This is a genomic window from Streptomyces sp. NPDC059832, from assembly GCF_042731715.1.
Lineage (GTDB): Bacteria > Actinomycetota > Actinomycetes > Streptomycetales > Streptomycetaceae > Streptomyces.
Genome location: NZ_JBHWIY010000023.1, coordinates 63,072 through 81,990 on the forward strand (window position 1 = coordinate 63,072; position 18,919 = coordinate 81,990).

An 18,919-nucleotide genomic window follows, 5' to 3' on the forward strand; every position below is an offset into this window, starting at 1 on the left:
TGATGTCCCCGAGGGGGCGCCCGCTTTCCGGCGGGCGCCCCCTCCGGCGTGTGCGGAGCCACTGCCACGGCTGTCGTACGCCGTCCCTCCAAGGGCCCATCGGGCAGGCCCTGGGAGGGCTTTGCCCGCATTCCTCCCTTACTGTCGCTTCAACGGCTGTCGGCAGAGGAGCGCGCGTGACCAACCCCGTACCTCCCCGCGATCGGACCGATCTGCCGTGGCGCTCCGAGGGCGCCCCGCCACCTCCGACACCGGGCCGGAAGATGCCGGGCGGCTGGGGCGGGCTGCTGCTGACCGCGCTCGCCGTCTATCTGATCGCCAATCTGGTGCTGTCCTTCTTCAACGGGGAGGAGGAGCGGACGATCGCGTACACGGAGTTCAGCAAGCAGGTCACCGCGGGCAATGTCTCCAAGATCTACTCCAAGGGCGATGCCATCGAGGGGCAGCTCAAGAAGGAGGCGAAGGTCCCGGGGACCGACGAGAAGTACACCAAGTTCGTCACCCAGCGGCCGGCCTTCGCGGACGACAACCTCTGGGCCGAACTGGTCAAGGACGACGTCACGGTCACCGCCGAACCGGTCGTCCAGCAGCGCAGCTTCCTCGCCAACCTGCTGATCTCGCTCGCGCCCATGCTGCTGCTCGTCGTGCTCTGGGTGTTCATCGCCCGGCGGATGTCCAGGGGCAGGGGCGGCGGGATGGGCGGCTTCGGGCGCAAGGCCCCGCCCAAGCCCGTCGAGCTGGAGGGCGCCAAGCGCACCACCTTCAAGGACGTGGCCGGGATCGACGAGGTCGAGGGCGAACTCAACGACGTCGTGGACTTCCTGAAGAACCCGCAGGCATACCGGAGGATGGGCGCCCGGATGCCCGGCGGAGTGCTGCTCGCGGGACCGCCCGGCACCGGCAAGACCCTGCTGGCACGGGCCGTCGCCGGTGAGGCCGGAGTGCCGTTCTTCTCGGCATCGGCCTCCGAGTTCATCGAGATGATCGTCGGCGTCGGCGCGAGCCGGGTGCGGGAACTCTTCGCGGAGGCGCGCAAGGTCGCCCCCGCCATCGTCTTCATCGACGAGATCGACACCATCGGCCGGGCCCGGGGCGGCGGCTCCGGCATGGGCGGCCACGACGAGCGCGAGCAGACGCTCAACCAGATCCTCACCGAGATGGACGGATTCTCCGGCTCGGAGGGCGTCGTCGTGCTCGCCGCCACCAACCGCGCCGACGTGCTCGACCCCGCCCTCACCCGGCCCGGCCGCTTCGACCGGATCGTCCAGGTCAGCCCGCCGGACAGGACCGGCCGGGAGGCGATCCTGGAGATCCACACCCGGCAGATCCCGCTCGCCGACGATGTGAACCTGGCCCAGGTGGCCGGTACGACCCCCGGAATGACCGGGGCGGATCTGGCCAACCTGGCCAATGAGGCCGCGCTCCTGGCCGTCAAGCGCCAGCAGTCCGAGGTCACCCAGCCCGACTTCTCGGACGCCCTGGAGAAGGTCCAGCTGGGTGCGGAACGCTCCCTGGTCATGTCCGACGAGGAACGCCGCAGGACCGCGTACCACGAGAGCGGCCACGCCCTGCTCGGCATGGTCCAGCCGGGCGCCGACCCGGTCCGCAAGGTCACCATCGTGCCGCGCGGCCGGGCCCTGGGCGTCACGCTCTCGACGCCGGACGCCGACAAGTACGCGTACACCGAGGAGTATCTGCGCGGCCGCATCGTCGGGGCGCTCGGCGGCATGGCGGCCGAGCAGGTGGTCTTCGGCATGATCACCACCGGCGCGGAGAGCGATCTGGAACAGGTCACGAACCTGGCCCGCGGCATGGTCGGCCGCTGGGGCATGAGCCACAAGGTGGGCCGGCTGACGGCGATCCCGAGCGACGCCCAGCAGGCGTACGGCCTGTCGGCGGCCCCCGCCACGCTCGACGCTGTGGACGGCGAGATGCGGCGGATCGTCGACGAGTGCTACGAGGTGGCCTGCCGGCTCCTGCGCGAGAACCGGGAGCGGCTGGACTCGCTGTCCGCCGCTCTCCTGGCGAACGAGACGCTGGACGAGGCCGAGGCCTACCGGGCGGCCGGCATCACCCGCCTGGCCAAGTAGCGGCCGTCGCGCGGGCCGCACGCGCGGCCGCCGCTCGGGTCGCGCACGCGGTGCGGACGAGCTGGTCGCTCAGGTGGTGCAGACGAGATAGCGGAAGACGTTAGGCATCCAGATCGTGCCGTCCCGGCGCCGGTGCGGATGAAGGGCCTCCGCGACCTCCTTCTCCACCTGGTCCCGGTCCGTCGCCCGTACCGCCGCGTCGAAGAGCCGGGTGGAGAGCAGCCCCCGCACCGCGCTGTCCATGTCCGCGTACCCGAACGGGCAGGCCACCCGGCCCGAGCCGTCGGGATTCAGGCCGGCCCGGAACGCCAGCTCCTCCAGGTCGTCCCGGCCCGACGGCCGCCAGCCGCCGGTGCGCGGGGCCCGGTCCCGGTCGGACAGCCGCCCCGCCACCCGCAGCACGGGCGCCGTGGCGCAGCGCTCCGGCGGACCCCAGCCGGTGAGCACCACGGTGCTGCCCCGGGCGGCCAGCGGCACCGCGGACCGCAGTGCGGCCACCAGCCCCTCGCCGTCGTCGGACGAGCAGCCGATCGGGGTGAACGCGGTGATCAGGTTGTACGGCGCTCCGTCGGACGGCGGGGCGGCGGACGGATCACCCTCCAGGAGCCGCGGGTGCCCGGCCACGGGCCCGGAGTCGCTTCCGGGACCGGGCAGCAGCCGGGTCCGGGCGAGCGCCAGCCGTTCGAGGTCGGTGTCCACGCCGGTGACGCCCGCCCCACGGGCGGCAGCGATCAGCAGCGCGAGACCGGAGCCGCAGCCGAGGGAGAGCAGCCGGGTACCGGATCCCACTTCGAGCCGCTCGTACACCGCTTCGTAGAGCGGTGCCAGCATCCGCTCCTGGATCTCGGCCCAGTCCCGGGCACGGTTGCCGGGTTCCACCCGGGTGGACGTTTCCGCGTGGCTGTGGTGCCGGACGAGCGTTGGTGTCATGGAAAGCGCCCCAATCCGCCGAGAGGTCGGCCGTGTCCGATCGGTAGTGCCCGAGTGAATGCTCCCCCCGTGTACGTGTGCGCCCGCTTCCCCCGTATGTCAGAGAACTGCGCATCCGCGGTCGCGTCCAGGGGTCCGATGGCAATGGTTGTGTGCCGCGGTGGTGCGTCCGTGGGGAAGGCCCGCCGGACCGGGGCCCGTCGCCCCGTGCGGTGGGCGGTGTCGCCGTACGATGCGCGCCATGGCAAAGGCACCCGTTCTCACGCCCCAGGCCGAGGACTTTCCCCGCTGGTACCAGGATCTGATCAACAAGGCCGAACTCGCGGACAACGGCCCGGTGCGCGGCACCATGGTCATCCGGCCGTACGGATACAGCCTGTGGGAGCGGATGCAGCAGGAGATGGATGCCCGGATCAAAAAGGCGGGCGCCCGGAACGCCTACTTCCCGCTCTTCATCCCCCAGTCTTACCTGACACGCGAGGCCGAGCACGTCGAGGGCTTCGCGCCGGAGCTCGCGACGGTCACCCACGGCGGCGGGAAGGAGCTCGAAGAGCCCGTGGTGGTGCGGCCGACCTCCGAAACGATCATCAACGAGTACTTCTCGAAGTGGGTGCAGAGCTACCGGGATCTGCCGCTCCTGATCAACCAGTGGGCGAACGTCGTGCGCTGGGAGATGCGCCCGCGGGTCTTTCTCCGTACGACGGAATTCCTCTGGCAGGAGGGCCACACCGCCCATGCCACCGATGAGGAGGCCCGGGACTTCGCCGCGTACATCCACCGTGACGTGTACGCCGACTTCATGGTCAATGTGCTGGGCATCGACGTGGTCCTCGGCCGCAAGACCCCGGCGGAGCGGTTCGCGGGGGCCGTCAACACGCTCACGCTCGAAGCGATGATGCGGGACGGCAAGGCCCTGCAGATGGGTACGAGCCACGAGCTCGGCACCAATTTCGCCAAGGCCTTCCACACCAGCTACCTGTCCAGGGAGGGCAGGCAGGAGCTCGTCCGGCAGACCTCGTGGGGCTCCTCGACGCGGATGGTCGGCGGTCTGATCATGGCGCACGGCGACGACCACGGGCTCCGGGTGCCGCCCCGGCTCGCGCCCGTCCAGGCGGTCGTCCTCGCGGTCAAGGAGGACGAGGCCGTGCTGGCCGCGGTCCGGTCCGTCGCGGAGCGGCTGCGCGCGGCGGGGATCAGGACCGAGGTCGACGACCGCACGGACACCCCGTTCGGCCGCCGCGCGGTCGACTGGGAGCTGAAGGGCGTGCCGGTGCGGATCGAGATCGGTCCGCGCGATCTGGCGGCCGGCACCGCGATGCTGGCCCGGCGCGTGCCCGGCGGGAAGGAGCCGGTCGCCGTCGAGACCCTGCCCGCGTTGCTCCCGGCGGTCCTGGAGGAGGACCAGGCGGCGCTGCTGCGGGAGTCCCGGAGCCGGCGCGAGTCGGCCACCAGCGAGGTCGCGACCGTGGCGGAGGCCGTGGAGGCGGCCCTCGCGGGCGGCTGGGCCCGTATCGCCTGGTCGTCCCTCGGCCCGGCGGGGGAGGCCCGGCTCGCGGAGCACGGGGTGTCCGTACGGTGCCTGGTCGCCGGGGACGGGTCGGTGCCCGACGCGGACGACGCGCCCGGTAATGTCGCCCTGGTGGCACGCGCCTACTGACGCCCCACCCGCCGCCCCGGGCGCTCGGCGCCCCGGCGTACGGTGGCCGCCCACGCGTCCGGCGTACGCGTCGCTACGTACCACCTTGGTGCGAGCTGTGAGGCTTCTCCGCAGTTCTGCGCACCCGCCCTCGTCGGGACGCATCAATGGCAACTGACTGGTACGTGCAAATTATTTGGGATGGCCCGGAATCGGAACACCGGGGCACTCGTGCTCGTTGTCACGACGTGAGCACGACACCACCTGTACTTGCCGCAGAGCTGGCACAGGCGTGGGCCGACATTCAGCGGTACCACCCCGAGCTGCCCGATCTAGCCGCGCCCGAGTCCCTGATCGGAGAGTCCTCGTCCGCCTGTGGCGCCGAGCTCTCCTTCGAGCGACTGCTGCACGAGGCAGTCCACGGCATTGCCGCCGCGCGAGGCGTCCGCGACACTTCGCGCGCCGGCCGCTACCACAACCGCAGATTCCTCGCGATCGCCGAGGAGCTGGGCCTCGACCACGCCGAGGAGCCCCACCCCAGCAGCGGCTTCTCGCTGGTCACCCTCAACCCCGAGGCCAAGCGCCGGTACCGCCCGACGATCGAGCGGCTGCAGCGCGCCCTCAAGGCGCACACGGTCGCCACCGCCGCCGACACCAAGCGCTCCTTCCGCGGGCCGGCCGCCCGGCACGGCTCCTCCGGCGGAGGCGTCCGCGTCAAGGCCGTCTGCGACTGCGGCCGCAATGTGCGGGTCGTCCCGTCGGTCCTGGCGCAGGCGCCGATCGTCTGCGGAGGCTGCGGAAAGCCCTTCCGTATCCCGGAAGCCGCGGTCGCGGTGGGGTGACCCGGCGGGGTGTGGCACAATGGCTAGCTGTACTCGACAGTCGCATAGGACCCCTCTCTCCTCCGGCTGACGCGTCCATCGGGCACCCGAGTACCGCAACCCCACGTGGCATCTTCGTTGTGCCCAACCACGTCATAGACCAGGAGACACCACTTCCGTGGCAGTCAAGATCAAGCTGAAGCGTCTGGGCAAGATCCGTTCGCCTCACTACCGCATCGTCGTCGCCGACTCCCGTACCCGCCGTGACGGCCGGGCCATCGAGGAGATCGGCCTGTACCACCCGGTGCAGAACCCCTCGCGCATCGAGGTCAACTCGGAGCGTGCGCAGTACTGGCTGTCCGTCGGCGCCCAGCCGACCGAGCCGGTCCTCGCGATCCTGAAGCTCACCGGTGACTGGCAGGCCCACAAGGGTCTCCCGGCCCCCGCGCCGCTGCTGCAGCCGGAGCCCAAGGCTGACAAGCGCGCCCTGTTCGAGGCCCTGGCCAAGGACGGCGGCGAGGAGACCAAGGGCGAGGCCATCACGCAGAAGGCGAAGAAGGCCGACAAGAAGGCGGACGAGGCTGCTGACGCGGCTGCGCCCGCCGAGTCGACCGAGGCCTGAGCATGCTCGAGGAGGCTCTCGAGCACCTCGTGAAGGGCATCGTCGACAACCCTGACGATGTGCAGGTCGCCTCGCGCAACCTGCGCCGTGGTCGCGTGCTGGAGGTCCGGGTCCACCCCGACGACCTCGGCAAGGTGATCGGTCGCAACGGCCGCACCGCACGCGCGCTGCGTACCGTCGTGGGCGCCATCGGCGGCCGTGGCATCCGCGTCGACCTCGTCGATGTGGATCAGGTTCGCTGACAGAGTTGAACACCGGCACGGGCCGGGGAGGGCCATGCGCCCGCCCCGGCCCGTCGTCGTCCGACAGGAGAGACACAAGGTGCAGTTGGTAGTCGCGCGGATCGGCCGTGCCCATGGCATCAAGGGCGAGGTCACCGTCGAGGTCCGTACGGACGAGCCGGAGCTGCGGCTCGGGCCCGGGGCCGTGCTCGCCACCGAACCGGCGGGCGCCGGACCGCTGACGATCGAGACCGGCCGGGTGCACAGCGGACGGCTGCTGCTGCGCTTCGAGGGCGTCCGTGACCGTACGGCCGCCGAAGCCCTGCGCAACACGCTCCTGATCGCGGAGGTCGAACCGGCGGAACTCCCGGAGGACCCCGAGGAGTTCTACGACCATCAGCTCATGGACCTCGACGTGGTCCTCGCCGACGGCACCGAGATCGGCCGGATCACCGAGATCACGCACCTGCCGTCCCAGGACCTCTTCATCGTCGAGCGGCCGGACGGCAGCGAGGTGATGATCCCGTTCGTCGAGGAGATCGTCGCCGAGATCGATCTGGCGGAGCAGCGCGCGGTGATCACCCCGCCGCCCGGCCTGATCGACACGAGCCAGGCCGTGATCGCCTCCGCGCGGGACGAAGAGGGCGACGACGAGGCTCCCGAGGCCGGGAAGGACGCCTGATGCGCCTCGATGTCGTCACGATCTTCCCGGAGTACCTGGAACCGCTGAACGTCTCCCTCGTCGGCAAGGCCCGCGCGCGCGGCCGCCTCGACGTCCATGTGCACGACCTGCGCGACTGGACGTACGACCGGCACAACACGGTCGACGACACCCCGTACGGCGGCGGCCCCGGCATGGTCATGAAGACCGAGCCGTGGGGCGAGGCCCTGGACGACGCCCTGGCGGGCGGATACGAGGCCGGGGCGCACTCCCCGGTGCTCGTGGTGCCCACGCCCAGCGGCCGCCCGTTCACCCAGGAACTCGCCGTCGAGCTCTCCGAGCGGCCGTGGCTGATCTTCACGCCGGCCCGCTACGAGGGCATCGACCGGCGGGTCATGGACGAGTACGCGACCCGGATGCCGGTCGTCGAGGTGTCCATCGGGGACTATGTGCTGGCCGGCGGGGAAGCCGCGGTGCTGGTGATCACGGAGGCGGTCGCCCGGCTGCTGCCCGGGGTGCTCGGCAACGCGGAATCGCACCGGGACGATTCCTTCGCCCCCGGTGCGATGGCCAATCTGCTGGAGGGGCCCGTCTACACCAAGCCGCCCGAGTGGCGCGGCAGGGAGATCCCGGAGGTGCTGCTCAGCGGCCACCACGGGCGGATCGCCCGCTGGCGCCGGGACGAGGCGTTCCGTCGTACCGCCCTCAACCGGCCCGATCTGATCGAGCGCTGCGACGCCGCGGGGTTCGACAAGAAGGACCGCGAGATGCTGTCCATCCTCGGCTGGTCACCGGAGCCCGGCGGCCGATTTTGGCGCAGGCCCGAGGCCGTGGAACAATAGGTCGCTGCTGTACGTCCGGCGTGCGCCCCTGCCACAGGGGGAACGACGCCCGCCCGACGCGATCAGCACCCCCATTTCTCACTATCTCCCGTCGATGACCTGTGGCATCGGCGAAGAAAGCAGACAACATGGCTTCCCTGCTCGATGGCGTCAACGCCGCATCGCTGCGTACCGACGTCCCGGCGTTCCGCCCCGGTGACACCGTCAACGTCCACGTCCGAGTGATCGAGGGCAACCGCTCCCGTATCCAGCAGTTCAAGGGCGTTGTCATCCGTCGCCAGGGTGCGGGCGTCAGCGAGACCTTCACGGTCCGCAAGGTCTCCTTCAGCGTCGGCGTCGAGCGCACCTTCCCGGTGAACAGCCCGATCTTCGAGAAGATCGAGCTCGTCACCCGCGGTGACGTCCGTCGCGCCAAGCTGTACTACCTCCGTGAGCTGCGCGGCAAGGCCGCGAAGATCAAGGAGAAGCGCGACAACTGAGCTGATTCCCAGGTCCACTGGACGGCCGGATAGGCTCTGGCCCCGATGGACACGGAAGCAAAGCCCTCGGAGCGCGACCGCTCCTCCGCACCCGCAACGGCGCCGGAGGAGGGGTCGCGCTCCTCGCGTATCCCGGACCGGCCCACCGCGTCGATGTCCTGGCGGCGGACCGCCGCGCTCGGGGCAGCCTGCGCGGTCTTCGTACTGCTCCTGAGCAACTACGTGGTGCAGCCCTTCCTGATCCCCAGCGGCTCGATGGAGCCCACACTGCGAGTGGGGGACCGGGTGCTGGTGAACAAACTGGCCTACCGCTCCGGCTCCGTGCCGCAGCGCGGCGACGTGGTGGTCTTCGACGGCACAGGATCGTTTGTGCAGGAGCACCCGCGGGTGAATCCCGTCACCGGTCTGATGCACTCGGTGGCCGCGTCCCTGGGCCTGGCGGAGCCCGCCGAGACCGACTACGTGAAGCGGGTGGTGGGCGTGGGCGGTGACCGGGTGGTCTGCTGCGACAAGCGGGGTCGGATCGAGGTGAACGGCCGGCCGGTCGTCGAGGGCTATCTGTATCCGGGGGACGCGCCCTCCCGGGCCCGCTTCGACATCGTCGTCCCCGACGGCACGCTGTGGATGATGGGTGACCACCGCAGCAATTCCCGCGATTCGCGCGACCACCTGGGAGAGCCGGGCGGCGGCATGGTCCCGGTCGACATGGTGATCGGCAGGGTGGACTGGATCGGCTGGCCGCCCAGCCGACTGCGCTCACTGCCGGACGGCGCCGCCTTCGCCACCGTAGGGGCGCCGGGCGGGGGCCATGGGTAACCGCGGCCGCGGACGCGGCGGGTCCGAACCCGGGACACCGCCGACCGGCAGCGGACCGGCGGCCGAACGTTCGCTGCCCACCAGGGCCGAGCGGCGGAAGCTGGCCCGCAAGGTCAGGCGGCGGCGGCGCGGGTCCGCCGTAGGGGAGATACCCCTGCTCGTCGGCGTGGCACTGCTGATAGCGCTCGTGCTCAAGACATTCCTCGTGCAGGCCTTCGTGATCCCTTCGGGATCGATGGAGCAGACCATCCGGATCGGTGACCGGGTGCTCGTGGACAAACTGACGCCCTGGTTCGGATCCAGGCCCGAGCGCGGCGATGTCGTCGTCTTCAAGGACCCGGGGCGCTGGCTGAGGCAGGAGAACGTCGGCAAGAAGGACTCGCCCGTCGTCGTCAAGCAGGCGAAGGAGGTGCTGACCTTCATCGGGCTGCTGCCCTCCGACGACGAACAGGACCTGATCAAGCGGGTGATCGCGGTCGGCGGCGACACGGTGAAGTGCTGCGGCAAGGACGGCCGGATCACCGTCGACGGGGTGCCGCTCGACGAGCCCTATCTGTATCCCGGGAACCCTCCCTCCCTCATCAAATTCGAGGTAAAGGTTCCGCCGGGCCGGATCTTCGTGATGGGCGACCACCGGTCCGATTCCGCCGATTCCCGCTATCACCTGGACGAGCCGGAACACGGCACGGTGTCCGAGGACGAGGTCGTGGGACGTGCTGTCGTGATCGCCTGGCCGTTGGGCCATTGGCGAAGACTGGAGGAGCCGGCGACTTTCGGCTCGGTCCCTGACGCGCGCGCCGGGTCGGCTGCCGCGCCGGGCCCGTCGAATAGTGTGTCGTCCCAGGATCTCAACGGAATGATCCCTCTCCCGACCCCTGCGGAACTCCCGCTCGTTATGGGAGTGGTGGGCCTGCACCGGCTAGGGCGCAGGCGGTGGCACGGAGTAAGGAGTGGATGTGGGGGATTTGGCCGTCGGCGCACGATCCGGACACGAGGAACCCGAGGACCGGCCGGACCGTTCGGGCAATGCCGAGTCCGCCGGGACGACGGGCCACGCGGGGAGTGACGGCGATACTCCGGGCGGCGGTGGCAGGGCAGCGAAGAAGCCCCGCTCCTTCTGGAAGGAGCTGCCACTGCTCATCGTCATCGCACTGGTTCTCGCGCTGCTGATCAAGACGTTCCTGGTGCAGGCGTTCTCGATCCCCTCGGACTCGATGCAGAACACGCTCCAGCGGGGCGACCGGGTGCTGGTCGACAAGCTGACCCCCTGGTTCGGCGCGGAGCCCGAGCGCGGCGAGGTCGTGGTCTTCCACGACCCGGGCGGCTGGCTCGACGACACCCCCGAGGTCCACCCGAATGTGGTCCAGAAGTTCCTCAGCTTCATCGGTCTGATGCCGTCCGCCGAGGAGAAGGACCTGATCAAACGGGTGATCGCGGTCGGCGGCGACACGGTGGAGTGCAAGGAGAACGGCCCTGTCGTGGTCAATGGCAAGGCCTTGGACGAGAAGTCGTTCATCTTCCCGGGCAACACGCCCTGCAACGACGAGCCGTTCGGCCCGATCGAGGTCCCCAAGGGCCGCATCTGGGTGATGGGCGACCACCGTCAGGACTCCCGCGACTCCCGCTACCACCAGGAACTCCCGGGCAACGGCACGGTCTCCAACGACGAGGTCGTCGGCCGGGCCGTCGTCGTGGCGTGGCCGATCAACCGCTGGGCGACCCTGCCGGTCCCGAAGACCTTCGACCAGCCGGGCCTGAACGCCGCGATGGCCGTGGCGCCCGGTGCGATCGGCATCGCCGGAGCCGTGCCGATCGTGCTCTGGCGACGCAGGCGGGCCGGCCTGGAATCCGGCCGCCAGAAGTGACTGATGGTCCGTCATGATTCGTTGAATCGTGCCGATTCGGCAGGGTGTCGCGATGTCGTTGCGATCAAGGCATCGGCAGGATCGAGTAAATGCGAGGCGCTCGCCGGGCGTTCTTCATAGGATCTTGACGACCGATCAGTACAGCTGCACAGGGGGAAGACATGGCACGTATTTCTCGGGTGAAGGTCATGGGCGCTCTTGCCGCGGCCGTCGTGGGCGTGGCCGTTGCGAGCACTCCGGCCACCGCCGACACGGGGCACTCCTACGGCTACGGCTCCTGCACCCACACGTCCGACGGCTGGTTCATCAGCAACGGGGACACGCTGTACCTCAAGGACACGTGCGCGGACGGCTTCTCCGCCGCTCTCAAGGTCGATGTGGCTCCCATCAAGACGGGCGAGGGCTACGACTTCATGGTGTGGAACAGCGGTGGCAACGGCACCACGAAGAAGGAAGACAGCCACAATTTCCCCGAGGGTGTGAAGATCTGCATCAAGGCGGGTCTCGGCCACCCGTCCACCGGTGAGATCGGCGGGTTCGGCTCCAGCTGGGTGTGTGCGACGACCTGAGCCCGGGGCCCCGTCTCCACCGGCCGGAGATGGACCGGCGGCCCAGGCCGTCCGGTACGCGCTGAAGGATGCCGGTGCCCGTGACGCGGGCGCCGGACGGCACGGATGAACCGCCCTCCGGCGGCTCGGCGAGCACGCTGAGCCACCGGAGGGCGGTTGTCGGTGGTGGGTGGCCGGGGAATTGCCCGGCGGACGACAAGATGGTCGGGTACGCAGTGGCCCTGTGGAACTCCCGTTCGTTGTTCGGGGCAGTGGGCTTCGAACGAACGGGGCCCGGAGCAGGCGTGGGCGCAGAGTGAGGACTGGATGTGAGTGACGTGGCTGCCGGTGCACGACCTGGACATGGAGAGCCCGCGGAGAGGCCCGGCCAGCCCGCTGAGCCTGTCGCCGGCCCGCCGGGGGAGACACCCGATCCGGACGCGCCCGCGGATGCGCAGGCTGCGGACGGGGACGGCAGGAAGGTCAGGAAGCAGCGCCCTTTCTGGAAGGAGCTGCCGCTGCTGATCGTCGTCGCGCTGGTTCTCGCGCTGCTGATCAAGACGTTCCTGGTGCAGGCGTTCTCGATCCCCTCGGACTCGATGCAGAACACGCTCCAGCGGGGCGACCGGGTGCTGGTCGACAAGCTGACGCCCTGGTTCGGCGGGGAGCCCGAGCGCGGTGAGGTGGTCGTTTTCCATGATCCGGACAACTGGCTGGCCGGGGAGCCGACTCCCGAGTCGAACGTGGTGCAGGACTTCCTGAGTTTCATCGGTCTGATGCCGTCGTCCAAGGAGAAGGACCTGATCAAGCGGACGATCGCGGTCGGCGGCGACACCGTGGAATGCACGAAGGGCGGTCCGGTCGAGGTCAACGGGAAGGCGCTCGTCGAGCCGTACATCTTCCCGGGTGACTCGGCGTGCGACGACAAGCCCTTCGGGCCGTTCAAGGTGCCCGAAGGCAAGATCTGGGTGATGGGCGACCACCGGCAGAACTCCTGGGACTCGCGCTATCACACCGAGGACGCGACCAAGGGCTTCGTGCCCGTCGAGGACGTCGTCGGGCGGGCCGTGGTCGTGGCCTGGCCGATCAACCGCTGGGCGACGCTGCCGGTCCCGGACACCTTTGACCAGCCGGGGATCGGCGTGGCGGCGGGTCTGGCCCCGGGCGCGCTCGGCGTGGCGGGCGCGCTGCCTCTCGTACTGTGGCGCCGCAGGAGGCTGACCAGCGGGCGTACCGCCGGGTAGGGTGCCGACTCGGGTCAGCGATTGTCGATCTCCGAGGTGGGGGGACGCCGGGATGAGCGGAAATGGACGTACGGGTGACGGTCACGGCCGGCTCGGCAGCATGCTGTCGGGGCTGGCCGTGGCCGTCGGCTGTGTGCTCTTCCTCGGCGGGTTCGCCTGGGGGGCGGTGGTGTACAAGCCGTACACGGTGCCGACCGAGTCGATGACGCCGACGGTGCATTCGGGCGACCGGGTGCTCGCGCAACGGATCGACGGCAGCGAGGTGCACCGCGGTGACGTGGTGGTCTTCACCGATCCGGCGTGGGGCGACATGCCGATGGTGAAGCGGGTCGTCGGGATCGGTGGCGACAAGATCGCCTGCTGCGCGAAGGGCGGCCGGCTCACGGTCAACGGCAAGCCCATTGACGAACCGTATCTGCACACGAAGGGCCTCGCCTCGGCCGAGGACTTCACGGCGGAGGTGCCCGAGGGGCAGCTCTTCCTGCTGGGCGACGAACGCACCGCCTCACTGGACTCCCGGGTCCACCTGGACGACGCGGGGCAGGGCTCCGTCCCCCGCGACGCGGTACGGGCCCGGGTGGATGCCATCGCCTGGCCGATGAACGGCATGGTCGAGCGTCCGCGGGCCTTCGCCGCCCTCCCCGGCGGGGTGTCGTCGCCCGGACCACTGCGATTGCAGCTAGGGGCCGTGGTCGTGGGCATGGTGCTCATCCTGGGCGGTGCGGCATACGGCCCGATCGCGGCCCGGTCCGCACGATCGGCACGGAACAAGCGCGGAAGGGTTCCCGCCGGTGCGCATTGAGAAGCGGAAGGTCGCCCGGGTGGTGCTCCTGGACCCCGACGACCGGATCCTTCTGATCCACGGCTTCGAACCGGAGGATCCGGAGAGCACCTGGTGGTTCACCCCCGGCGGCGGCCTGGAGGACGACGAGACCCGGGAGGAGGCCGCGCTGCGCGAGCTCACGGAGGAGACCGGCATCACCGATGTCGAACTCGGCCCGCTGCTCTGGCGGCGGATGTGCTCATTCCCGTTCGACGGCTGCCGCTGGGACCAGGACGAGTGGTATTTCCTGGCACGTACGACACAGACCGTCACCGACACCAGTGGGCTGACCGGGCTGGAGCAGCGCAGTGTCGCGGGTCTGAGGTGGTGGACCTCCGCCGAACTGTCGGCGGCGCGTGAGACGGTGTACCCGACCAGGCTCGCCGAGTTGCTGCGCACGCTGCTCGACGAGGGTCCCCCGCGTACGCCACTGGTTCTGGACCCCGAAATCGCCTAAGCGCCCAGGGGGCCCGGGGCCTGGCGCACAATGGGGGGACGCACGGCTGAAGGGGAACATGCCAATGAGCGCCGAGGACCTCGAAAAGTACGAGACCGAGATGGAGCTGAAGCTCTACCGGGAGTACCGAGATGTCGTCGGTCTGTTCAAATATGTGATCGAGACCGAACGGCGCTTCTACCTCACCAACGACTACGAGATGCAGGTGCACTCGGTCCAGGGCGAGGTGTTCTTCGAAGTATCGATGGCGGACGCCTGGGTCTGGGACATGTACCGGCCCGCGCGGTTCGTCAAGCAGGTACGGGTGCTGACGTTCAAGGACGTCAACATCGAGGAGCTCAACAAGAGCGATCTCGAACTCCCGGGTGGCTGAGCCCACTCCAAGGGGGGATTAGATTCCCACTTCCGGGTGGCCGGGTTATCCACAATTCCGGAGTTGTCCACCAAGATCCACAAGCCGGGACCCGACGCGTCAGAGTCGGTCCCGGAGGTGGTGCCGAAATGAACGCACGGGGGGCACTCGGGCGGTACGGCGAGGATCTGGCGGCACGGCTGCTGGCCGAAGCCGGCATGTCCGTACTGGAGCGGAACTGGCGCTGTCGCGCCGGTGAGATCGACATCGTCGCGATGGACGGCGACGCACTCGTGGTCTGCGAGGTGAAGACCCGCAGGGCGGGCGCGTTCGAGCATCCGATGGCGGCCGTCACGCCGGTCAAGGCGGAGCGGCTGCGGCGGCTGGCCGGTATCTGGATGGACCGGCACGGCGGCCCGCCGTCCGGCGGGGTCCGGATCGATCTGGTCGGAGTGGTGCTGCCCAGGCGCGGAGCGCCCGTCGCCGAGCATGCGCGGGGGGTGGCCTGATGGGGTTCGCGCGGGCGTGCTCGGTGGCGCTCGTCGGCGTCGAGGGTGTGGTGGTGGAGGTCCAGGCGGACCTGGAGGCGGGGGTGGCCGCGTTCACCCTGGTGGGGCTGCCGGACAAGAGTCTGGTGGAGAGCCGGGACCGGGTCAGGGCCGCGGTGGTGAACTCGGGGGCCGAGTGGCCGCAGAAGAAACTCACGGTGGGCCTGTCACCGGCCTCCGTCCCGAAGGGCGGCTCCGGGTTCGATCTCGCTGTCGCCTGCGCGGTGCTGGGGGCGGCCGAGCGGATCGATCCGGCGTCCATCGCCGATGTGGTGATGATCGGTGAGCTCGGACTCGACGGCCGGGTGCGGCCGGTGCGCGGCGTGCTGCCGGCCGTGCTCGCCGCGGCGGAGGCCGGGTACCGCCAGGTCGTCGTGCCCGAACAGACGGCGGGGGAGGCGGCGCTGGTCCCCGGGGTCTCCGTCCTCGGGGTACGGAGCCTGCGGCAGCTGATCGCCGTGCTCTGCGAGGAGCCGGTGCCCGACGAGCGGGAGGCGCACGACGAGGGGCGTCCCGACACCATGCTGGCAGGGCTGATGGTGCCCGGCGCGGGCATCGGTACCGGGATCGCCCGCGGGGCCGGTCAGGGCGAGGGGAATTCACCGGATCTGGCGGATGTGGCGGGGCAGGAGCGGCCCCGCAAGGCTCTGGAGGTCGCCGCGGCCGGCGGTCACCACCTGCTGCTCTCGGGACCGCCGGGCGCCGGCAAGACCATGCTGGCCGAGCGGTTGCCGGCGATCCTGCCGACGCTGACCAGAAAGGAATCCCTGGAGGTGACCGCGGTGCACTCGGTGGCAGGCATTCTGCCGCCGGGAGAGCCACTGGTCACCCGGCCTCCCTACTGCGCGCCCCACCACTCGGCGACGATGCAGTCGCTGGTCGGCGGGGGCAACGGGCTGCCGCGTCCCGGTGCGGTCTCGCTGGCCCACCGAGGGATTCTCTTTCTGGACGAAGCGCCCGAATTCTCCGTGCGGGCACTGGACGCGCTGCGCCAGCCGCTGGAATCGGGGCATGTGGTGGTGGCACGCAGCGCCGGGGTGGTCCGGCTGCCCGCCCGATTCCTGATGGTGCTGGCCGCAAACCCCTGCCCGTGCGGCCGGCACAGCCTCAACGGTGCCGGCTGCGAATGCCCGCCGTCGGCGGTCAGGCGCTACCAGGCACGGCTCTCCGGGCCACTGCTCGACCGGGTGGATCTGCGGGTGCTCGTCGACCCGGTCAGGCGCGAGGACCTGATGGGGCAGGGTGGCCGCGGCGAGTCGACAGCCTCCGTCGCGGCCCGGGTCCAGGAGGCAAGGGCGCGGGCCGCGGACCGGCTGGCGGGCACCGCGTGGTCCACCAACAGCGAGGTGCCCGGCCATGAGCTGCGGACCCGGCTGGTCGCGGCACCGGGCGCGCTCATGGAAGCCGAACGGGACATGGAACGGGGCATGCTCACCGCGCGGGGCCTGGACCGGGTGCTCAGGGTGGCGTGGACGGTCGCCGATCTGCGCGGCGCCGACCGTCCGGACGCGTCGGACATCGCGGTGGCGCTGGAACTGCGGACCGGTATTCCGCGGGGCGCCCTGACGAAGGCCGGAGCGTCATGAGGCCGGGGGTGGACGGCGGGCAGGGAAAAGGGCGGGACCCGTCGGGAGACGCACGGCACCGGGTCCCGGAACAGGACCCGGGGGAGGCGCCCGGGACGGGGCCGGGGATGGCGGTGAGCAGCCGGGAGCGGCTGGCACGGGCCGCCCTGACCCGCATCATCGAGCCGGGGGACGAGCGCGGCGGCCGCTGGCTGCGCGAGTGCGGTGCCGTCGAACTGATACGGCGGATCACCACCAGGGACGGCACCGCGGAGCAGCTGCGCGGAATGACACCGAAACGGCTCGCCGGGTACCGGCTGCGGGCCGAGGGCGCCGACCCCGGGCGCGACCTCTCGGTGGTTGCCGCGCTCGGCGGGCGGTTCATCTGTCCCGGGGACCGGGAATGGCCCAGCCAGCTCGACGACCTCGCGGACGCCAGGCCGACCGGCCTGTGGGTGCGCGGGCCCCGCGATCTGCGGCTCTGGGCGCTGCGCTCGGTCGCCGTGGTGGGCGCCCGTGCCTGCACGCCCTACGGATCGCACATGGCGGCCGGCCTCGGCGCGGGACTCGCGGAGCTGGGGTGGGTGGTCGTGTCGGGAGCCGCGTTCGGGGTCGACGGAGCGGCGCACCGCGGCGCGCTCGCCGTCGGCGGGGCGACGATGGCGGTACTGGCCTGCGGGGTGGACGTCCCCTACCCCCGGGGACACGCCGAGCTGATCGGACGGATGGCGGAACAAGGGCTCGTCATCGGCGAATTACCACCGTCCGATCATCCCACCCGCAGCAGATTCATCCTCCGGAACCGGGTCATCGCCGCGTTGACGCGCGGGACGGTCGTGGTCGAGGCCGAATACCGCAGTGGTTCCCTGGTCACCGCGCACTGCGCACAGCGGCTCGGCCGCTTCACCATGGGCGTGCCGGGCCCCGCCACCAGTGGGCTGTCGGCAGGGGTCCATGAACTCCTGCGCGGAGAGGGCGTCCTGGTGACCGATGCCTCGGAAGTCGCCGAACTGGTGGGGGACATCGGTGAACTCGCTCCGGCCAGACGAGGCCCCGTGCATCCCAGGGACCTGCTGGACGCGGTCTCCGCCAGGGTCCTCGACGCACTGCCGTACCGGGGTGCCGTCAGCGGGCGCGATGTGGCCCGTGCCGCCGGCACCAGTACCGACGAGGCGCTCGGCAGGCTGTACGAACTGCACTCACTGGGGTTCGTCGAACGGGATGGCGATGGATGGCAGTTGACGCCGCGACCGACTTGCAATGGCGACGCGCGGCGAGGCGGTACTTGACCTGGAGCATTCGGGTGAAAAGGTGATGCAGACGACCTCGGCGGATCCTTCAGTGACGCCTCCGGGGCCGACGCACGCGGCGACGGTCCCGGGCCTCAGTCATGTCGGATCGGCCGGATTCGCACAGTACCGATCCTTTATCCTGCGCGGACCGCGACATCACAGTCACGCTACGCTCACAAGGATTCCGACTCAGACATACGTCCCAGCACTTCACAGCAGAACGGCTCAAGGCACCACATGCCCCAGCACACCTCCGGGTCTGACCGCGCGGCAGTACCACCGGCTGCGCGTGGCACTGTGCGCCCCTCTGCCCCCTCCTCGCTCGACGAGTTGTGGCGTTCGTACAAGTCCACGGGCGACGAGCGGCTGCGGGAGCAGTTGATCCTGCACTACTCGCCGCTGGTGAAGTACGTCGCGGGCCGGGTGAGCGTGGGCCTGCCTTCCAATGTCGAGCAGGCGGACTTCGTCTCCTCGGGGGTCTTCGGCCTGATCGACGCGATCGAGAAGTTCGACATCGAGCGCGCGATCAAGTTCGAGACGTACGCGATCACCCGCATCCGTGGCGCGATGATCGACGAACTGCGTGCGCTGGACTGGATCCCGCGCTCGGTGCGCCAGAAGGCGCGCGCGGTGGAACGCGCCTATGCCACGCTGGAGGCGCAGCTGAGGCGCACCCCTTCCGAGGCGGAGGTCGCCGCGGAGATGGGGATCGCGCTGGAGGAACTGCACGCGGTTTTCAGCCAGTTGTCGCTGGCGAACGTGGTCGCGCTGGAGGAGTTGCTGCATGTCGGCGGCGAGGGCGGCGACCGGCTCAGTCTGATGGACACCCTGGAGGACACCGCCGCCGACAATCCGGTGGAGGTCGCCGAGGACCGCGAGCTCAGGCGACTGCTCGCCCGTGCCATCAACACGCTTCCGGAGCGCGAGAAGACGGTCGTGACGCTCTACTACTACGAGGGCCTCACCCTCGCCGAGATCGGCAACGTGCTCGGGGTCACCGAGAGCCGGGTGAGTCAGATCCACACCAAATCGGTGCTCCAGCTGCGCGCGAAACTGGCCGACGCCGGACGCTGAGTCCCACGCGAGGCCGGTAGTGGCATGGCCGCT

At 70.2% G+C, this 18,919-nt stretch carries 21 protein-coding genes; 20 read left to right on the top strand and 1 reads right to left on the bottom strand.

All coding sequences use genetic code 11. From position 1 onward, the window contains the following. Nucleotides 1–176 precede the first annotated feature (176 nt). A complete protein-coding gene (gene ftsH / locus ACFV8T_RS31430; protein ID WP_385334230.1) occupies nt 177–2,090 on the top strand; it encodes an ATP-dependent zinc metalloprotease FtsH in 1,914 nt (637 codons plus the stop codon). A 69-nt stretch (nt 2,091–2,159) separates the two neighbouring features. On the opposite strand, the gene ACFV8T_RS31435 is transcribed toward ftsH, so the two are convergent. Then, complete coding sequence (locus tag ACFV8T_RS31435) at nt 2,160–3,020, bottom strand: class I SAM-dependent methyltransferase (protein WP_385334232.1); 861 nt, start codon at nt 3,018–3,020, stop codon at nt 2,160–2,162. A gap of 241 nt (nt 3,021–3,261) precedes the next feature. On the opposite strand from ACFV8T_RS31435, the gene proS reads away from it, so the two are divergent. From proS to whiG, 19 genes are all read left to right on the top strand, one after another. Beyond that, nucleotides 3,262–4,677 (top strand): proline--tRNA ligase, encoded by a 1,416-nt coding sequence (gene proS, locus ACFV8T_RS31440; RefSeq protein WP_385334234.1) that lies wholly within the window; start codon nt 3,262–3,264, stop codon nt 4,675–4,677. A gap of 227 nt (nt 4,678–4,904) precedes the next feature. Next, complete coding sequence (locus ACFV8T_RS31445; RefSeq protein WP_030928573.1) at nt 4,905–5,498, top strand: hypothetical protein; 594 nt, start codon at nt 4,905–4,907, stop codon at nt 5,496–5,498. 157 nt (nt 5,499–5,655) lie between these two features. After that, a complete protein-coding gene (gene rpsP / locus ACFV8T_RS31450; RefSeq protein ID WP_385334236.1) occupies nt 5,656–6,099 on the top strand; it encodes a 30S ribosomal protein S16 in 444 nt (147 codons plus the stop codon). A gap of 2 nt (nt 6,100–6,101) precedes the next feature. Then, on the top strand, nt 6,102–6,341 hold the full coding sequence (locus ACFV8T_RS31455; RefSeq protein WP_005311361.1) for an RNA-binding protein: 240 nt from the start codon (nt 6,102–6,104) through the stop codon (nt 6,339–6,341). A gap of 79 nt (nt 6,342–6,420) precedes the next feature. After that, the gene (gene rimM, locus ACFV8T_RS31460; RefSeq protein ID WP_385334238.1) at nt 6,421–7,002 is read left to right on the top strand and encodes a ribosome maturation factor RimM; all 582 of its coding nucleotides are present in this window, start codon (nt 6,421–6,423) and stop codon (nt 7,000–7,002) included. After that, nucleotides 7,002–7,823: a tRNA (guanosine(37)-N1)-methyltransferase TrmD gene (gene trmD, locus ACFV8T_RS31465; RefSeq protein WP_266427225.1), complete on the top strand. Its 822-nt coding sequence runs from the start codon at nt 7,002–7,004 to the stop codon at nt 7,821–7,823. Before rimM ends, trmD begins: the two co-directional genes overlap by 1 nt. Before the next feature lie 128 nt (nt 7,824–7,951). Continuing rightward, entirely contained in the window at nt 7,952–8,302 is a 351-nt protein-coding gene (gene rplS / locus ACFV8T_RS31470) for a 50S ribosomal protein L19 (protein ID WP_266427228.1), read from the top strand. 45 nt (nt 8,303–8,347) lie between these two features. Then, nucleotides 8,348–9,118: a signal peptidase I gene (lepB, locus tag ACFV8T_RS31475; protein WP_385334240.1), complete on the top strand. Its 771-nt coding sequence runs from the start codon at nt 8,348–8,350 to the stop codon at nt 9,116–9,118. Continuing rightward, the gene (lepB, locus tag ACFV8T_RS31480; protein ID WP_385334242.1) at nt 9,111–10,184 is read left to right on the top strand and encodes a signal peptidase I; all 1,074 of its coding nucleotides are present in this window, start codon (nt 9,111–9,113) and stop codon (nt 10,182–10,184) included. The genes lepB (ACFV8T_RS31475) and lepB (ACFV8T_RS31480) overlap by 8 nt, the downstream gene beginning before the upstream one ends. Beyond that, nucleotides 10,084–10,983 carry a signal peptidase I gene (gene lepB / locus ACFV8T_RS31485; protein WP_385334327.1) on the top strand — a complete coding sequence of 300 codons (900 nt, stop codon included), beginning with the start codon at nt 10,084–10,086 and terminating at the stop codon, nt 10,981–10,983. Before lepB (ACFV8T_RS31480) ends, lepB (ACFV8T_RS31485) begins: the two co-directional genes overlap by 101 nt. Nucleotides 10,984–11,144: 161 nt before the next feature. Next, on the top strand, nt 11,145–11,552 hold the full coding sequence (locus ACFV8T_RS31490) for a hypothetical protein (RefSeq protein ID WP_266427240.1): 408 nt from the start codon (nt 11,145–11,147) through the stop codon (nt 11,550–11,552). 308 nt (nt 11,553–11,860) lie between these two features. Beyond that, complete coding sequence (lepB, locus tag ACFV8T_RS31495) at nt 11,861–12,775, top strand: signal peptidase I (RefSeq protein ID WP_385334245.1); 915 nt, start codon at nt 11,861–11,863, stop codon at nt 12,773–12,775. Nucleotides 12,776–12,827: 52 nt separating this feature from the next. Next, nucleotides 12,828–13,577, top strand: a complete 750-nt coding sequence (gene lepB / locus ACFV8T_RS31500; protein ID WP_385334247.1) for a signal peptidase I — start codon at nt 12,828–12,830, stop codon at nt 13,575–13,577. Then, the gene (locus ACFV8T_RS31505) at nt 13,567–14,055 is read left to right on the top strand and encodes an NUDIX hydrolase (protein ID WP_385334249.1); all 489 of its coding nucleotides are present in this window, start codon (nt 13,567–13,569) and stop codon (nt 14,053–14,055) included. The genes lepB (ACFV8T_RS31500) and ACFV8T_RS31505 overlap by 11 nt, the downstream gene beginning before the upstream one ends. 64 nt (nt 14,056–14,119) lie before the next feature. Beyond that, on the top strand, nt 14,120–14,428 hold the full coding sequence (locus tag ACFV8T_RS31510; RefSeq protein ID WP_003965949.1) for a DUF2469 domain-containing protein: 309 nt from the start codon (nt 14,120–14,122) through the stop codon (nt 14,426–14,428). 128 nt (nt 14,429–14,556) lie between these two features. Beyond that, nucleotides 14,557–14,916, top strand: coding sequence for a YraN family protein (locus ACFV8T_RS31515; RefSeq protein WP_385334251.1), 360 nt, complete (start codon nt 14,557–14,559; stop codon nt 14,914–14,916). Further along, a complete protein-coding gene (locus ACFV8T_RS31520; RefSeq protein WP_385334253.1) occupies nt 14,916–16,541 on the top strand; it encodes a YifB family Mg chelatase-like AAA ATPase in 1,626 nt (541 codons plus the stop codon). The genes ACFV8T_RS31515 and ACFV8T_RS31520 overlap by 1 nt, the downstream gene beginning before the upstream one ends. Nucleotides 16,542–16,648: 107 nt before the next feature. Beyond that, on the top strand, nt 16,649–17,809 hold the full coding sequence (gene dprA / locus ACFV8T_RS31525) for a DNA-processing protein DprA (RefSeq protein ID WP_385334255.1): 1,161 nt from the start codon (nt 16,649–16,651) through the stop codon (nt 17,807–17,809). Nucleotides 17,810–18,049: 240 nt separating this feature from the next. Continuing rightward, nucleotides 18,050–18,886: an RNA polymerase sigma factor WhiG gene (whiG, locus tag ACFV8T_RS31530; protein WP_385334257.1), complete on the top strand. Its 837-nt coding sequence runs from the start codon at nt 18,050–18,052 to the stop codon at nt 18,884–18,886. Nucleotides 18,887–18,919 lie beyond the last annotated feature (33 nt).

What these genes read in the sequence shown, in the direction of transcription:
- ACFV8T_RS31435 (WP_385334232.1), bottom strand. Translation starts at nt 3,020, where the DNA reads ATGACACCAACGCTCGTCCGGCACCACAGCCACGCGGAAACGTCCACC.
- ACFV8T_RS31455 (WP_005311361.1), top strand. Translation starts at nt 6,102, where the DNA reads ATGCTCGAGGAGGCTCTCGAGCACCTCGTGAAGGGCATCGTCGACAAC.
- dprA (WP_385334255.1), top strand. Translation starts at nt 16,649, where the DNA reads ATGGCGGTGAGCAGCCGGGAGCGGCTGGCACGGGCCGCCCTGACCCGC.
- ACFV8T_RS31490 (WP_266427240.1), top strand. Translation starts at nt 11,145, where the DNA reads ATGGCACGTATTTCTCGGGTGAAGGTCATGGGCGCTCTTGCCGCGGCC.
- ACFV8T_RS31515 (WP_385334251.1), top strand. Translation starts at nt 14,557, where the DNA reads ATGAACGCACGGGGGGCACTCGGGCGGTACGGCGAGGATCTGGCGGCA.
- trmD (WP_266427225.1), top strand. Translation starts at nt 7,002, where the DNA reads ATGCGCCTCGATGTCGTCACGATCTTCCCGGAGTACCTGGAACCGCTG.
- lepB (WP_385334240.1), top strand. Translation starts at nt 8,348, where the DNA reads ATGGACACGGAAGCAAAGCCCTCGGAGCGCGACCGCTCCTCCGCACCC.
- ACFV8T_RS31510 (WP_003965949.1), top strand. Translation starts at nt 14,120, where the DNA reads ATGAGCGCCGAGGACCTCGAAAAGTACGAGACCGAGATGGAGCTGAAG.
- lepB (WP_385334242.1), top strand. Translation starts at nt 9,111, where the DNA reads ATGGGTAACCGCGGCCGCGGACGCGGCGGGTCCGAACCCGGGACACCG.
- lepB (WP_385334247.1), top strand. Translation starts at nt 12,828, where the DNA reads ATGAGCGGAAATGGACGTACGGGTGACGGTCACGGCCGGCTCGGCAGC.
- proS (WP_385334234.1), top strand. Translation starts at nt 3,262, where the DNA reads ATGGCAAAGGCACCCGTTCTCACGCCCCAGGCCGAGGACTTTCCCCGC.
- ACFV8T_RS31520 (WP_385334253.1), top strand. Translation starts at nt 14,916, where the DNA reads ATGGGGTTCGCGCGGGCGTGCTCGGTGGCGCTCGTCGGCGTCGAGGGT.
- rplS (WP_266427228.1), top strand. Translation starts at nt 7,952, where the DNA reads ATGGCTTCCCTGCTCGATGGCGTCAACGCCGCATCGCTGCGTACCGAC.
- whiG (WP_385334257.1), top strand. Translation starts at nt 18,050, where the DNA reads ATGCCCCAGCACACCTCCGGGTCTGACCGCGCGGCAGTACCACCGGCT.